Origin of the sequence: Gemmata obscuriglobus (assembly GCF_008065095.1) — a bacterium.
In the GTDB taxonomy this organism is placed as follows: Bacteria; Planctomycetota; Planctomycetia; order Gemmatales; family Gemmataceae; genus Gemmata; species Gemmata obscuriglobus.
On sequence record NZ_CP042911.1, the window covers coordinates 3,952,196 to 3,965,758 of the forward strand.

The 13,563-nt window shown below is 66.2% G+C and carries 16 protein-coding genes; 8 read left to right on the top strand and 8 right to left on the bottom strand.

Annotated elements, in window-relative coordinates:
* Nucleotides 1-60: 60 nt before the first annotated feature.
* Nucleotides 61-1,233, top strand: a complete 1,173-nt coding sequence (locus GobsT_RS16445) for a dipeptide epimerase (protein ID WP_010042120.1) — start codon at nt 61-63, stop codon at nt 1,231-1,233.
* On the top strand, nt 1,226-2,254 hold the full coding sequence (locus GobsT_RS16450) for an alpha/beta fold hydrolase (protein ID WP_238323559.1): 1,029 nt from the start codon (nt 1,226-1,228) through the stop codon (nt 2,252-2,254). Before GobsT_RS16445 ends, GobsT_RS16450 begins: the two co-directional genes overlap by 8 nt.
* Nucleotides 2,255-2,262: 8 nt before the next feature.
* Here the strand turns inward: GobsT_RS16450 and GobsT_RS37810 are convergent, their stop codons facing one another.
* Entirely contained in the window at nt 2,263-2,439 is a 177-nt protein-coding gene (locus GobsT_RS37810; protein WP_010042124.1) for a hypothetical protein, read from the bottom strand.
* 314 nt (nt 2,440-2,753) lie between these two features.
* Between GobsT_RS37810 and GobsT_RS16455 the strand changes: the two genes are divergently transcribed.
* A complete protein-coding gene (locus tag GobsT_RS16455; protein ID WP_162097345.1) occupies nt 2,754-4,187 on the top strand; it encodes a transposase in 1,434 nt (477 codons plus the stop codon).
* Between the two features lie 243 nt (nt 4,188-4,430).
* On the opposite strand, the gene GobsT_RS38805 is transcribed toward GobsT_RS16455, so the two are convergent.
* The 4 genes from GobsT_RS38805 to GobsT_RS16475 form a co-directional block, all read right to left on the bottom strand.
* On the bottom strand, nt 4,431-5,141 hold the full coding sequence (locus tag GobsT_RS38805; RefSeq protein WP_148087765.1) for a TIGR02996 domain-containing protein: 711 nt from the start codon (nt 5,139-5,141) through the stop codon (nt 4,431-4,433).
* A 188-nt stretch (nt 5,142-5,329) separates the two neighbouring features.
* Nucleotides 5,330-6,487, bottom strand: coding sequence for a transposase (locus tag GobsT_RS16465; RefSeq protein WP_010033207.1), 1,158 nt, complete (start codon nt 6,485-6,487; stop codon nt 5,330-5,332).
* Nucleotides 6,488-6,546: 59 nt separating this feature from the next.
* Nucleotides 6,547-7,203, bottom strand: a complete 657-nt coding sequence (locus GobsT_RS16470) for a TIGR02996 domain-containing protein (protein ID WP_010045097.1) — start codon at nt 7,201-7,203, stop codon at nt 6,547-6,549.
* Between the two features lie 13 nt (nt 7,204-7,216).
* The gene (locus GobsT_RS16475; protein ID WP_029601113.1) at nt 7,217-7,834 is read right to left on the bottom strand and encodes a TIGR02996 domain-containing protein; all 618 of its coding nucleotides are present in this window, start codon (nt 7,832-7,834) and stop codon (nt 7,217-7,219) included.
* Between the two features lie 429 nt (nt 7,835-8,263).
* Here GobsT_RS16475 and GobsT_RS16480 point away from each other — a divergent pair, with 429 nt between their 5' ends.
* The 3 genes from GobsT_RS16480 (at nt 8,264) to rpsU (ending at nt 9,625) form a co-directional block, all read left to right on the top strand.
* On the top strand, nt 8,264-8,773 hold the full coding sequence (locus GobsT_RS16480) for a response regulator (protein WP_010045105.1): 510 nt from the start codon (nt 8,264-8,266) through the stop codon (nt 8,771-8,773).
* A 194-nt stretch (nt 8,774-8,967) separates the two neighbouring features.
* Nucleotides 8,968-9,234, top strand: coding sequence for a hypothetical protein (locus GobsT_RS16485; protein ID WP_010045107.1), 267 nt, complete (start codon nt 8,968-8,970; stop codon nt 9,232-9,234).
* 184 nt (nt 9,235-9,418) lie between these two features.
* Nucleotides 9,419-9,625, top strand: coding sequence for a 30S ribosomal protein S21 (gene rpsU / locus GobsT_RS16490; protein ID WP_010045109.1), 207 nt, complete (start codon nt 9,419-9,421; stop codon nt 9,623-9,625).
* A 160-nt stretch (nt 9,626-9,785) separates the two neighbouring features.
* Here rpsU and GobsT_RS16495 read toward each other — a convergent pair whose 3' ends face one another.
* Nucleotides 9,786-10,070: an RNA recognition motif domain-containing protein gene (locus tag GobsT_RS16495; RefSeq protein WP_010045112.1), complete on the bottom strand. Its 285-nt coding sequence runs from the start codon at nt 10,068-10,070 to the stop codon at nt 9,786-9,788.
* A 213-nt stretch (nt 10,071-10,283) separates the two neighbouring features.
* Between GobsT_RS16495 and GobsT_RS16500 the strand changes: the two genes are divergently transcribed.
* Nucleotides 10,284-10,538, top strand: coding sequence for a hypothetical protein (locus GobsT_RS16500; protein WP_010045114.1), 255 nt, complete (start codon nt 10,284-10,286; stop codon nt 10,536-10,538).
* 83 nt (nt 10,539-10,621) lie between these two features.
* Here the strand turns inward: GobsT_RS16500 and GobsT_RS16505 are convergent, their stop codons facing one another.
* Complete coding sequence (locus tag GobsT_RS16505; protein ID WP_010045117.1) at nt 10,622-12,052, bottom strand: MBL fold metallo-hydrolase; 1,431 nt, start codon at nt 12,050-12,052, stop codon at nt 10,622-10,624.
* A gap of 281 nt (nt 12,053-12,333) precedes the next feature.
* On the opposite strand from GobsT_RS16505, the gene GobsT_RS16510 reads away from it, so the two are divergent.
* Nucleotides 12,334-13,077 (top strand): 3-oxoacyl-ACP reductase family protein, encoded by a 744-nt coding sequence (locus GobsT_RS16510; protein ID WP_010045120.1) that lies wholly within the window; start codon nt 12,334-12,336, stop codon nt 13,075-13,077.
* Between the two features lie 152 nt (nt 13,078-13,229).
* On the opposite strand, the gene GobsT_RS37820 is transcribed toward GobsT_RS16510, so the two are convergent.
* Nucleotides 13,230-13,373, bottom strand: a complete 144-nt coding sequence (locus GobsT_RS37820) for a hypothetical protein (protein ID WP_010045123.1) — start codon at nt 13,371-13,373, stop codon at nt 13,230-13,232.
* Nucleotides 13,374-13,563: the final 190 nt, after the last annotated feature.

Below are 13,563 nucleotides of genomic sequence, written 5' to 3' on the forward strand. Positions count from 1 at the left end.
CCCCGTTCGGCGTCCGTGCGCCGGACTGGGCACCGCTTTCTTTTCGAGCTAGAAGGCCGCATGCGTGTTGTCGAACTCGAAGCCCGGCACGTGCGCGTCGCGTTGCGGCGCAAGGTGACGCACGCGAGCCACGTTCGCACCGACACCGACAACGTGGTCGTGCGGTGCAAACTCAGCGACGGGAGCACCGGTTACGGCGAAGGGGTCCCGCGCGACTACGTAACCGGCGAGACGCTGGCCTCGGCCCTCGATCTGTTGAACCGCTCCGACCTCGCAAAGCAACTCGACGCCGACGTGGACGATTTCGTCCAGGCGGTTCACCTCGCGGAGAAACTCTCGCTGGCAACGGTTCCGGGCGACGACCGCGGGATCGGGGGCAACGCCGCCCGTTGCGCGGTCGAACTGGCGGTGCTCGACGCGTTCGGCAGGGCGTTCGGCGAACCGCTCACGAAGGTCACGGAACTGGTCGCGCCGGAACTGTACCGGTTCCGCGACCGGGTGCAGTACAGCGGCGTCATCGGCAACCCGCGCGGCTGGAAGAAGCGCCTGTACCCTCTCGTGTACCGGCTCGCCGGGTTCTCGCAGGTGAAGGTGAAGGTCGGGATCGAGGGCCAGGACGACGTCACGCGGCTCAAGCTCATGCGCCGCTGGCTCGGGCGCAAAATCGATGTGCGCATCGACGCCAACGAAGCCTGGGCGCCGACCGAAGTGGCGGCGCGAATCCAGGAACTCGAACCGTTCGGCATCACGAGCGTCGAACAACCGGTGCGCCACGAAGACGTGGCCTGCCTCGCCAGCGTTCGCAAGCAGATCGGCACGCTGGTCATGCTGGACGAATCGCTGTGCGGCCCGGTTGATGCGGAGCGGGCGGTGCAGGGCGGGTGGTGCGACCTGTTCAACCTACGGCTGTCGAAGTGTGGCGGGTTCATTCCCACCCTGCGGTTGGCCCAGTTCGCGAAGAGTCACGGCCTCGGCTACCAACTCGGGTGTCAGGTCGGCGAAACGGCCATTTTGAGCGCCGCGGGACGGCACTTCGCGACCAGCGTTGCGGACCTGCGTTACACCGAGGGGAGCTACGACCGGCACCTGGTCAGCGAGGCACTGGGGACCGAAGATCTGACGTTTCGGCGCAATGGCTCGGCGCCCGCCCTCGTGGGGTGCGGGCTGGGCTTTCAGGTCGATCCGGTCCGGCTCGATCGTGTCACCCAGCGCAAGGAGTCGCTCCTTGGCTGACGGCGCACAACCCCTTCCCCCGAAGCCCCATCGCGAGCGGGAAGGGCAGGGCAACCTGTCCCACGGCCCCCTTCATGAAGGGAAGGGGGGAGAAGGCACGTCGGACGCGCTCAGCGAATGGAGTGTGCCGGACGTGTCTGCGGAACTCCGCATCCCTGAAGGAAAGGGGCCGGGGGGGCAGTCGCTTCCGAACTTGGGGCTCTTCACCGCCTCGGACGCATACCGCTTCTATTACCGCCGTTACCCGGCAGTCGGAGAGACGCGGGCGCGGATCGTGATCGTTCACGGTATTCGCAGTCACGGCGGGTGGTACTCGCGCTCGTGCGGCGAACTGGCCGGCGCCGGGTTCGACGTGTACTTCCTCGACCGCCGCGGCTCCGGTCTGAACACCGCGCACCGCGGCGACGCGCCCAACTTCCGGCGCCTGATCGATGATGTTGCGGAGTTCGTGCAGGGGCTCCGCGGCGAGCACGCCTGGTTGCCGGTGTTCGTGTGCGGGATTTCCTGGGGCGGGAAGCTCGCGGTCGGGTTACCGTACCGCAAGCCGAACCTCGTCGACGGTCTGGTACTGCTGTGCCCGGGGCTCGTGCCGAAGGTCGCGCCGCCGTTACCTCAGCGGGCTCGGATCGCCGTCGCACGGGTGTTCTGGCCGTGGAAGTTCTTTCCGATTCCGCTCAACGAGCCGGATCTGTTTACGGCGTCCGAAGAGTGGCGCCGGTACGTCGACACCGAGCCGCACGGGTTGCGCGAGGCCACGTCGCGGTTCCTGTTTAGCAGCTTCTCGCTGGACATTTACCTGCGCCGGGCCGCGAAGCGGGTGACGGTCCCCACACTCATGCTGCTCGCGGAGAACGACCGCATCATCGACAACGCACCGACCGCCGCGTTCGTCGGTCGGTTCCCGGGCGCGACCGAGGTCAAAACGTACCCCGGGGCGCACCACACGCTCGAGTTCGAGCACGAAAACCACCCGTGGTTGTCCGACATGAAAGCGTGGTTGGACGCCAGGCTGTCACGCTAACCGTGACCTCAACTAATCACCGCGAAAACCACGAACGCAATTATTAGCACAACGCCCACTACCAGCACGATTTGCGGGAGCCTGGAGGGGCGCTGCTTGGCGGCCTCCCGGGCGTGCTCTTGGATCTCGTGCTTGTGCTTTTTGCGGGCTTCTTCGTGGTGCCGCTTTTTTGCGCTGTTGTTCATGGCGCCGAACCTCGGAGATATACGCCGGGCCGGATGGCAGAGCTCGACGTGTAGTGTTTTTGTAGTGTACTGCGCCCGAAGCGCGGTTGTCGAGAGGATGCGTGCGGCGCGGAGGCGCTTGCGCGTAATACCAAATCCGATTGAAGAGTATCGGTGATTGGGAGCGCCACCCCAGTGCTATGCACATCTTGGATTTGTATAACTGATTGCGGATTGCTGATTTAGGGTTTTCACTGCGACGAAATTGGGGTTAACCGAGTGGTCGTGGGACGCGGGGTGGTGCGGGGTCCGCGACCCGGGACATGGAGGTCACCGTGATTCTGCCACCTCATCAGCGCGTCCCACGCTCCCAACCGCACGCGCCCACGGACTTCGCGCGCCAGGTCCTGGAGGGCCTGCCACTGGCCCACGCGTCGCTCGCACTCTTCGCCTATGGCGTTCCCGACCCGGTCCTCGCGGACCTCTACGAGCGACATCGGGGACGCGGCTATGAGGACGTCGTGACCTTCGCCCAACTGGTCACCTGGATCTTCGATGCGCTCATCGAACACCAGGGCTCGGGGCGGCAGGCCCACCTGCGACGCCACCGGCAACCCGACGACGGGTGCCACGAAGCGTTCTACGGCAAGCTCCGGCGCATCCCCCGGGGCCTGAGCGAAGCGTTCCTGCGGGACGTCACCGACCGGTTCACCGCCCTGTTCCCCGAGGTCGTCGCGCACCGCCTTCCGACCTCCTTCGACCGCCTGGAGGTTCTGATCCTCGACGGCAAGAGTCTCAAGAAGGTGGCCAAGCGACTCGTCGACACGCGGGGCACACCGGGCAAGCTCTTGGGCGGAAAACTGCTCGTGGCGTACCGGCCCCGTGACGGGTTGGTGCTCGACATGGCGGCCGATCTCGATGGCGAAACCAACGAGGCCAAACTGATCCCCGATTTGATGCCCCGAGTGCACGCCCGAGGCGGTCCGGCGAAACTGGTGGTCGGGGATCGGTTGTTCTGTGCGTCGAAGCACTTCGCCGAGTTCACCAAGGACAATGGTCATTTCGTGGTGCGGTACGCGCGGACCCTGTCGTTCGAACCCGACCCGAAGCGCCCCGCGGTCACGACCGCGGACCCATCCCAACGAGCCGTGGTCGAAGAATGGGGGTGGGCCGGGAAGCCCAAGGACAAGCTCCGCCGGTACGTCCGGCGGATCACCGTCGCGCGCCCGGTGGGCGAAGCGATTACAATCCTCACGGACCTGCTCGATTCGGCCCCATACCCGGCGACCGATCTGTTGGACCTGTACCGCATCCGGTGGACCATCGAAGGCACGTTCCAAAAGGTGACGGCGATCTTCGCCCTGGGTCGGTTCATCGGTTCGACACCGGAGGCGACCGTGTTTCAGGCGTCGATGTGTTTCGTCCTCGCGAACGTGGTGCAGGTCCTCCAGGGCTATGTGGTTGCGAAGCGGAAGGTGACCATCGACGACCTCTCGACGGCGCAGTTCTGCACGGACTGGCATCGTCAGTTGGCCGCGCTCAAGGAGTTGGTCGAGGTGTCGATGATCGTGTCCCTGATCCCGACGGATCAGACGGCAGAGAGTGTGGGAACGTTGTTGGATCAGTTATTGGGCACGATGTGGAAGCCGGGCTGGGACAAGACACGCAACAAGGCGCCCCGTGCCCACCCGCACGCCGCGAAACAGAAGGGGGCACACACCTCCGTCCAACGGCGTCGACAAGCCCACAAGCCCAACGAGGATCCCTGAACTCAGTTGTGCACAGCACTGGCGCCACCCGCCGGCTGACACCGGCGGTTCGACGAGCCGCGGTCGAACCGCCGGTGTCAGCCGGCGGGTGCAACCGACGCACTGCCGAGTAGTTACTCTTCAAGCGGATTTGGTATAAGTCGCTGTTTGTATGGGCCTCGGGCTTCTGAATGTTGATTGTTGCACACGCGCGATGCGGGCGTTTGGAGCGCGGTATCCCGAGCGCCGCACCCGCGCAACGTGTTACTGTGTTACCTCGCCCCAATCGAGCACGCGCTTCAGCCGCGCTCCGAGCGGGGACCGGCCGAATGCCTGTCGTGCCGCGACGGATACCCCGTTGTAGCTCACGTCCAGTTCGCGCAGCCGCGGGAACCCGGGGCTGGTCCCGAGCGCGGCCAGTCCCCGGTCGCCGATTTGTTGCCCCGGAATGCCAAGCCGCACCAGCTTCTGAAACGTCCCACCCGCAAGTGCCGCGGCCCCGGATTCGCAGAGCAAACCGCGCCCGCGAACCACGAGTTCAGTTACCCGTCCGAAGATCGGCCACTTAAGCACGGTGGCAAGTCGACGCGAGGTCACGTCGGGTGTCAGCTCGAGGTACTCGATGAGCAGCAACCGAGGGTCGTCGGCACCATCGGCCAGAGACGCGGTCAGTGCAGCCCGGTACGGAAAACCGCGCCGGTAAAACGCCAGCCGCGTGAACCCCGGCGGCAGTTCGGTCTGCCACACCACATCCCAGCGATACAGCAACCGACTGACACGCTGGCGCGTGTCGTCGCGGTCCGGATGGCTGGCCTTCATCCGTTCGAGTTGCACCGAGAGCCGGATGAACTCCGCACGAGCGACCTGGGCCGGCGCGCCGGCTTCGTCGAGGTAATCGGCGTAGATCAGGCGCGGGGTGTCTTCGTCGGGCTGCGCGGCGATCGCGCGGAGCAGGGCGGCTTCGGTGTCCGTCATCGGGCGTCTCCCACCCACGTCCGGCGTGCGGATCACAGTTCCACCCGCGAACCGAACTTGGTGAGCAGCGCGGCCCGGGTCGGGTGGTCGAGGTTGTTCCCGCGCAGGTCGAGCTTGCGCAGCCCCGCGAAATGAGGCGATGCCGCCAGCGCGCGGCCGCCGCGCAGACCGACCAGATTCCAGTAGTTTCAAGTTGGCGGCTTGGTTTTGTTGGCCGATCGTGCAGTAGTAATGGACTTATTTTCGCCATCTGTAGGTGCCAGCCCATCGGCCAACAGTATCAGGCATACCGCCGCCAGTGTCCACCCGAGGCCGCGGGCTGAGCGGGACCACAACCAGGCGTTACGCAGGATCAGCCCGACGGCCACCCACAGGAGTCGCACGACCCCATCGGTGGTCGAGGTCCGGGGCCGAACCTGCCCCAACTGGCGGTAGCTGCTCTCGATCCCGAATCGGGTCCGGTACAGGTCCCGAATCGCCACCGGGCTCCCGCTCACCCGCCACGCCGCGTACAGTAACTTCTTGCTCCGCCGGCCCCCGGTCCGCCGGTACCGGTAGCTCTTGTGAGCGATCACCACGTGCACCCGCACCGAGGTGCCCCGATCCGCGTGGGTGTACGCATATCGACCCGCGCCCCGCCGCCGCACGGCCCGCAACCCGACCCCCTTCACCCCGGGCCGGGGCTTGCGGCCCCGGACCACGGCCGGGATCACGAACGGCACACCCCGCGCCTGGAGCAACCGCATCACCGCGATCGAGAAGAACGCCTTGTCCAGCAGCGCGACCCGGACCGTAACCCGTGCCGCCGTCACCTGATCCAACAGCCGGGTGAGCACCGCGGTCATCGGCTCCTTCTCGCCCACGGCCGTCAACCCGAGCGTGTACCGGTCCGGTCCCCCGACGAGGCACGCGGTGGCGTACGTGTGGAACGTGTGGGTGCCGCCGGCCCCCTTGGACCGGGTGGTGTCCCGGTTCGGCGTCCCGAAGTACCCGATCCGGTGGTAGTCGATCGCGACCCGAGCCGCCCGCTTCCGCTTGCCGAGCGGGGCGTGGAGGGCCGGCCGCAACCGCCGCTCGAGGGTGCGGCGCCGCTTGGGCAGCGTGAGGTACAAGCAATCCCAGATGGCCTGCCCGGACGGGGCGTCGGCGATCGCGGCACAGGCCGCGGCCACCGAGCGGGCGAACGCCGCGGCGAACAGCACCACCCGCCACACCACCTCGGGTGTACAGGTGCGGCGACGCTTGGGCAGTTGGACCGCACGGCCGAGCCAGTCGGTCAGGACCGGACGGAGGTGCCGGGTGGCGTGGGCCGGGGTGGCTCGGATAGACTGACGTTTGGGTCGCATGGGGGCTCCGACAGTGGAGGCGTGGTAACCACCATTGACCGGTAAACCCATGCGGCCCGCTACTCATAAATCGCCCAACTTGAAACTACTGGATTCGATCCGAGCCACAACTCGGCCAGCGCCGGGAACCGGCCGTCCGCGAGGGCGGCCGCGGTGTCGTCGTCGGCATAGTTCCCGTGCAGGTCCAGCACGGAGAGCCGCCCTAGGTGGGGCGAATTGACCAGCGCCCGAAGTGCCGAGGCGTCCGCCCGCCCGGCGACCAGCCGCAGGGCGCGCAACCGCTCCAGTTCGGGCCGCCGCGCGAGGTCCTGGACCCGTGACCGCGCCCGGTGCGGCACCAGCCACCGGAGCCGCAAGATGTGGATGCCCGGAACCGCAAAGATCTCCGCCGCACGGTCCACCACCGAAGCGGGGCCGTCGGCCAGCACCTCCTCAATCAGCCCGCGCCGGAAATCGCCCCACTCGATGCCGGGAATGCGGGGCAGTTCGGCCTTCCATGACGGGACCCAGTTGTCGAGGTAGAACCGATTCTTGCGCACGAGCGGGGTGCGCTCCTCGCCGCTCAGCCCCGGCCGGTTCAATGCGACCTGGTTGCGCACGAAATCCGCCCGCTCGGGTTGATCCTGCTCTTCGAGCCAGTCCGCGTACATGAGGCGCGGGGTGTCTTCCTCCGGCTGTTCGCCGATCGCCCGCAGCAGCGCGTCGTGGTCGTTCATGGGTGTCACCCGCTCAGAATCCGCCGGATGTCGCGAACGGGAACCGCTGGTGGAACCGGTCGCGGACGCGGTCGGACATCGCCCCCTCGGCGTACCAGAGCACGCGCAGCCCGGCGAAACTCGGGCACTCCGCCAGCGCGAGTGCGGCAGCGTCGGTCAGCCCGCGCACGTCGAGGTACAGACGAGTGACACTCCGCACCCACGGCAGGTTCCGGCACAGTACGAACACACTGCCGGGCGAACACGGCCGGAGAAACAGCTCGCGCACCGGCGTGAGCCGCGCGAGCCCCGCGCCGTACTTAATGACCCTCGGGGCCGGCAGGTTGAAGTACTCCACGAACCCGCGGCGAAACACCCACCCGCCCCACTGTCCCGGCTCGCAGTGCAGCAGCCAAGCGAGCGGCGCGACCCACTCGCGGTCGTGGGCAACAAGCAGATCCCGCTGCCGCAACTCGAGTTCGCACCGGCGCGCGCGATCGGTCACGCCGCGGGCCAACTCGACCTGCACCCGCACGAGTTCCGCCCGAGCCGGATCATCGTTCTCGTCGAACCAGTCCGCCATCGCCAGCCGGAGTGTGTCGTCCTCGGGTTCCGCGATCAGCGCCTGGAGCAACGGGTTGTCTGGACTCATCACGCTACACCCGACCGCACTACCAATCTTCTAAAATTCCAGGCGATCAACTTCCCCGGCTTATTTGTTCCACGACCAATTTCGCAGTCGTGAGCGGCGGCGTGATCGTGACCCGTTGCCCGGCGGGCGCAACCCTCCGGACGACGTCATGTCACCTGCTGGAGCGAATATATGGTCATCAAGAAGCGTAACAGTTCCCTCGCGCGGGAGCAACTCGCCCGCAACCGGCGTCGGCCACGATAACGATGGGGCACCGCTCGACGTGGTGGCCGGCGGGGCGTCCGATCCGCGCCATTTTTCCAGATCCGCCAAAGGGGGGCGGCTCGATCGCGAACCGCCGGCGGGCCGGCGGAATGCGGCCCGAATAATGTGCGGGCGGCCGCTCACAACGTTTATAATGGGCCGCGCACCTCTCGCCCGAGACGACTCATGCGCACGGAATCGGACCTCTTGTCCACGATGCGGGGCGGTACGCCGTACGCGGGCTTGCGCGGTCTTCGGATACTGATTGTTGATGACAACCGGGACGGCGCGAATTCGCTGTGCGACCTGCTGGCCATTTGCGGCGGCGTGGTTCACGTGCGATACAGCGGCCGGGCGGCCATGGAGGCGATTGCCTCACTGGCGCCCCAAGTTGTCATTCTCGATCTTTCCCTGCCCGATATGAACGGCTGCGAGGTGGCGGCTGAGGTGCGCGCCGCAGACCGCTCGGGCGGGCCGGCCCTGATCGCACTCACGGGCCATGCCGACGACAAGACCCGCGAGCGGGTGGCTCAGTGCGGCTTCGATATGCAGTTCATCAAGCCGGTGGACCCGGGCGAATTGCTGCACGCGATCGGGTCAATGGCGGGTCAGGGTGGTCTCGTTGCGGGGCCGACGGAGCCGCGCTCGGTCTGTTCACAGTCGGAACCGACCGCGGAACCCGGCGGCACCGGGTAATTGCTCTGCCTCGGGTCAAACAGTTGAAATTCGGTTGGGCCTGGGGGCCAGAACGCGGCCCGATCTTCGCATCTGGCCCTGAACTCTCGCCACGCGTTCTAACGCACGGTCCCGACCGATTCAGCCGTTATTAAAGCGCGGACGCATCACCCGGTCCGTACATTAACAATCACCCTCAGCTCGCGAGTACCATTGTGAAATCAAAAGAGCCGTTCAACGCCGAACAACAGGTCCGCGCCATGCTCGATCGCGGGTGGTTGTGGCGGGACCCGTTGTCCAGCGTCTTGGTCCACCCTCAAGACTACACCCTGTTCGCGGTGTACGATCACGACGCCGGGACGCTCACCTACTCGGCGGCGCTGCTCGAAGCCCTCGAACTGGTCATCCCGACCCCACCCCATCAGAGCCGGTACTACTGGCCGGACGAGAACCGGGCTTACCAAAAAAGCAAACGCTCCTGACGTGCACAGAAGCGCGCTCACTTTTCTTGAACGCCGCAGACAGATTCACTTGCTGCGGACGCGACACAGCGACCCGCCGCGGCACGCGGGCGTACGGTCTGACGTGTTCGGGTGGGTTACCCGGCGCTGACTCGATAGAGTGAGGCAGCGGTTCTCTTTACCAGGAGGCGTAATGGGTTTGCGAATGCGGGTGCACGATCGGGAACCGATCGGTGCGGCCCTGCGGCGTTTCAAAAAGCTGGTCGAGCGCAGCGGGCTGAAGCGCGAGGTCCGCGCTCACGAGTACTACGTGAAGCCGTGCGAGTTGCGGAACCGGAAAGAGGCGAACCGGTTGCGCGCGATCAAGAAGGCGGCGCTCGGCAAACCGGTCCGGAAAGAGCGCCCGTTCTGAGTCGTCACCGCCTCCGAGCTGATGCGTCAACTCGGAGGCGACCGCCACCAAGATCCCACGGGGTGGCACATCATACGGCCCGGGAATCCGGCCGCTGCTGACATTCCGATCAACGTTCCCGAAGTGCTTTGCCATCGACAGTTAGTGCCGGCGTCGGTTCTCAGTACCGGCGCTCCCCACCGCCATTGCTTCGCCCGCCTCCTTCACGCGGCTTGGCTTCGTTGACGGTCAGGCTCCGCCCGTCCAGTTGGGTGCCGTTGAGTGCCTGGATGGCCTGCTCTCCACCACTGCTCATCTCAACGAACCCGAACCCGCGCGGCCGTCCGGTCTCGCGATCCGTCACGACCTGTACCTTGGTCACCGTGCCGTACTGAGCGAACGCTTCGCGGAGTTGCTCCTCGCCAGTTGCGAACGACATGTTGCCGACGAACAAGTTCTTTGCCACGATCGGTCCCCCGGCCCAGTTGGGCCATCACCTGCACGCGGGCGGGAAGTACCGCCCGGTCTCATGATATCCTGGTACGGGTGAAAAGGAGACTTATTTATATAAAAATAAATATTTGATCGAAAAAGTAAAATGCCCGCGGATTACGTGACGCGTCCGGGGCGGGGTGTGGTATCCTGCGAACTGTCGCAGCACATCGTAACGGGAGCCGAAATGCAAGAACAGCAAACCACAGCGTTCCTGACGTGGTTGACAGAAGGTGGCCGGGCGCGGCTGCGGTTCCAGACGGAAATGCCGGGAGCGTCGAGTGAGCTGTGGCTGGGCGCGGTGGTGGTGACCCGCGCCGACCTGTCCCGCATCGCGCGGCACTGGTCGGGTCTGACGGTGGACGCAGCGGGTACGCTGGTTGACCAGTGTATCGCCCGGGTGCGGGCTTCAGAGGGGGGCGAGTGGCGGCCCGCGGTCTAGCCGTCGGCGGATCTGCAGAGTCGCTCACGGTTCAGAAATATCGCTGTGGTGGGTACCACAGCAGCGGCCGAGAAGCGATCGGCCTAGCCGATGGTGACCCGGTCGCCGGGGACCGGCACCGCCACGTCGTCGAACCCCAGCCCGCGAAGCGTGTCGGCCAGCGCGTCCGCCTGCTCGCGCTCCCCGTGGATCAGGCGAACCTTCCCGACCTGCCCCGCCAGTCCCTTCAGGTACGCCGTGAAATCGTTCTTGTCCGCGTGCCCGCTGAACCCGTCCAGGTGAACCACCTCGATCCACTTGTTCCAGTCGCGGCCTTGAAACCGCACCGTCGGCTTCGGCTCCATCAGCTTCCGGCCCACGGTCCCCGGTGCCTGGAAGCTCACGAGGATGATGCTGCAGCGCGGGTCGTCGACCAGCTGCTTCAGGTGCTGCTGGATGCGCCCCGCGTCGCACATCCCGCTCGACGCGATGATCACGGCCGGGCCGGACCGGGTCGCCAGCAGGGTGCTCTCCTCGAAATCCCGCACGTAGGTGACGCCGTCCCCGCCGAGCAACCCGTGCCCCTCGCGAAGCGCCTGTGCGATCTCCGCGGACAGGCTGTTCGGGTGCGCCCGGTACACCTCCGCCACCTCCGACGCCAGCGGGCTGTCGACGTACACCGGCATCTTCGGGATCTTCCCCTCGCGCAGCCCTTGCTGGAGGACGTGAATGATGAGCTGCGTCCGCCCGAGGCTGAACGCCGGGACCAGCACTTTCCCGCCGCGCTCGACGGTGTCGCGGATCGCGGCGTAGAGCTTCGTCACGGTTTCGGCGAACGAGCGGTGCAGCCGGTTCCCGTAAGTGCTCTCACAGACCAGCACGTCCGCGGGGGGGACGGCGCCGGTGGGCTTGAGGATCGGCAGCCCGCGGCGGCCCATGTCGCCGCTGAAGGTGAGCGTGCGGTCGCGGTCCGGCGCCGCGATCGTCGCGTGGACCATCGCGGAGCCGAGCACGTGCCCGGCCTCAATGAACCGGAACCGCACGGTCTTCGTCACGTCGGCCTCGCGGCCGTAGGGCACCGACACCAGCCGCGTGAACACCTTCTCCACGTCGTGGACCGTGTACAGCGGCTGCACCCACGGCTCGGCGTAGTTCCGCGCGATGTTGATGTGCGCCGCGTCCTCTTCCTGGATCTTGGCGCTGTCGGCCAGCATCACCCGGAGCAGGTCCCGGGTGGGCGGCGTGCAGTAGATCGGCCCGTCGAACCCTTGGCGGATCAGCGTCGGCAGGTTGCCACAGTGGTCGATGTGGGCGTGGCTGACGATAACCGCATCGATCTGATGGGCGTGAAACGGGAAGTGCCCGTTCCGCTGGCGGGCTTCTTCGCGGCGCCCCTGGTGGAGGCCGCAGTCGAGCAGGATCTTGTGGTTCCCGGTCTCAATGAGGTGCATGGAGCCGGTGACGCCACCGGCGGCGCCCCAGAAGGTCAGTGTTGGGTCCGAGGTCGACGGACCGGGTGTCGCGGTGGGTTTCATTCACCCATTCTAACCTGCCGACCGGTAACCACAAAGACGCGAGCCGAGCGGTTCGGGCCGGCTCACGGGATACGAGAGGTATGCACAACCCGCAGGACCGACACACCTGAATCCCGGCGCGTGCGATTCGAGGGTAGCGACCGCCCGCCGCACTCTTCCGGCGCTCTTCATTCCCGGACACGCGGGCCGTTTACGAATACGATCCCCGGGCACGAGAAAGCCGCGCCCGGGGATCGTATAAACTGCCTGCCGCCTCAGCCGTGCGAACGAGGAGCCAGTCAATGGGTCAGCCGCTCAAAGGGAAACGCGCTCTGGTCACCGGTGGGAGCCGTGGGATCGGGGCCGCCATCGTGAAACGCCTCGCAAAGGAGGGAGCGGACGTGGCGCTCACCTTCGTCAGCAAGCCGGACGAGGCCGGGCAGGTGGCCGAGGCGGCCAAGGCCCTCGGCGTGCGGGCGCTGGCGATTCAGGCCGATGCCTCGGATGCCGACGCGGTCATTAAAGCGGTCGAGCAGGCGGCGAACGAGTTCGGCGGGCTCGACATCCTGGTGAACAATGCCGGCATCGCCACGATGGGGCCGATCGACTCGTTCTCCCTCGCGGACTTCGACCGGACGTTCGCGGTCAACGTGCGGGCCGCGTTCGTGGCCGCGCAGGCGGCGGTGAAACACATGGCGGAGGGCGGGCGGGTCATCAACATCGGCAGTTGTAACGCCGAGCGGATGCCGTTCCAGGGCGGCGCGGTGTACGCCATGAGCAAGTCGGCGTTGTTGGGCCTGGTACAGGGACTGGCGCGCGACCTCGGGCCGCGTGGCATTACGGTCAACAACGTGCAGCCGGGGCCGGTGGACACGGACATGAACCCCGCCAACGGCGCGTTCGCCGAATCTCTGAAAGCGCTGATGGCGCTACCGCGGTACGGGCACGTCGACGAGGTGGCGGCGATGGTCGCGTACCTGGCCGGACCGGAATCCGGGTTCGTGACCGGGGCCAGCCTGACCATCGACGGTGGGTTCACCGCGTGAGTGACGGCACGGTCCTGTGGAATGGGAGCTGCTGATCAGAAGTCGGGCGGTTCAGTGAAGACTGGCAGAGGATGTGTTGTTCGGTCTCTGGGGCTCCCGCCGCGAGTGTCGGCGGGCCTCCAGTCTTTCTTTGCAATCGTGAGCGGGAACTCTTACACGTCCTCTCGGGCATCTTTACCGAGTGCGGCCCACAGGGCTGACAGGTCATGAACCGTGGTATCGCGATCCGGTACGTTCGGGCACCCGTCATCAGCCAGGCGGTACAGGTCAGTGCGGTCGACGGTGTCGTTCTGCATGGTACGGCCTCTGCGTTTGTGCGACGCCCGGGAATCCTATCCTTGCGTCCCCGGCGATAGATGTAACCGCAACCTGCGTGCCAAGAGGACTGTTGAAATACTGACCGGGCCTCCTTTCCTGAACGCGTGCTCTCCCATGCCAAAGACGCTTAAATAGTACCCTTCATTCTGCGGTCGGCACGGAGCAACT

What these genes read in the sequence shown, in the direction of transcription:
- GobsT_RS16445 (WP_010042120.1), top strand. Translation starts at nt 61, where the DNA reads ATGCGTGTTGTCGAACTCGAAGCCCGGCACGTGCGCGTCGCGTTGCGG.
- GobsT_RS37810 (WP_010042124.1), bottom strand. Translation starts at nt 2,439, where the DNA reads ATGAACAACAGCGCAAAAAAGCGGCACCACGAAGAAGCCCGCAAAAAG.
- GobsT_RS38805 (WP_148087765.1), bottom strand. Translation starts at nt 5,141, where the DNA reads ATGACGGACACCGAAGCCGCCCTGCTCCGCGCGATCGCCGCGCAGCCC.
- GobsT_RS16465 (WP_010033207.1), bottom strand. Translation starts at nt 6,487, where the DNA reads ATGCGACCCAAACGTCAGTCTATCCGAGCCACCCCGGCCCACGCCACC.
- GobsT_RS16470 (WP_010045097.1), bottom strand. Translation starts at nt 7,203, where the DNA reads ATGAACGACCACGACGCGCTGCTGCGGGCGATCGGCGAACAGCCGGAG.
- GobsT_RS16475 (WP_029601113.1), bottom strand. Translation starts at nt 7,834, where the DNA reads ATGAGTCCAGACAACCCGTTGCTCCAGGCGCTGATCGCGGAACCCGAG.
- GobsT_RS16480 (WP_010045105.1), top strand. Translation starts at nt 8,264, where the DNA reads ATGCGCACGGAATCGGACCTCTTGTCCACGATGCGGGGCGGTACGCCG.
- rpsU (WP_010045109.1), top strand. Translation starts at nt 9,419, where the DNA reads ATGCGGGTGCACGATCGGGAACCGATCGGTGCGGCCCTGCGGCGTTTC.
- GobsT_RS16500 (WP_010045114.1), top strand. Translation starts at nt 10,284, where the DNA reads ATGCAAGAACAGCAAACCACAGCGTTCCTGACGTGGTTGACAGAAGGT.
- GobsT_RS16505 (WP_010045117.1), bottom strand. Translation starts at nt 12,052, where the DNA reads ATGAAACCCACCGCGACACCCGGTCCGTCGACCTCGGACCCAACACTG.
- GobsT_RS16510 (WP_010045120.1), top strand. Translation starts at nt 12,334, where the DNA reads ATGGGTCAGCCGCTCAAAGGGAAACGCGCTCTGGTCACCGGTGGGAGC.
- GobsT_RS37820 (WP_010045123.1), bottom strand. Translation starts at nt 13,373, where the DNA reads ATGCAGAACGACACCGTCGACCGCACTGACCTGTACCGCCTGGCTGAT.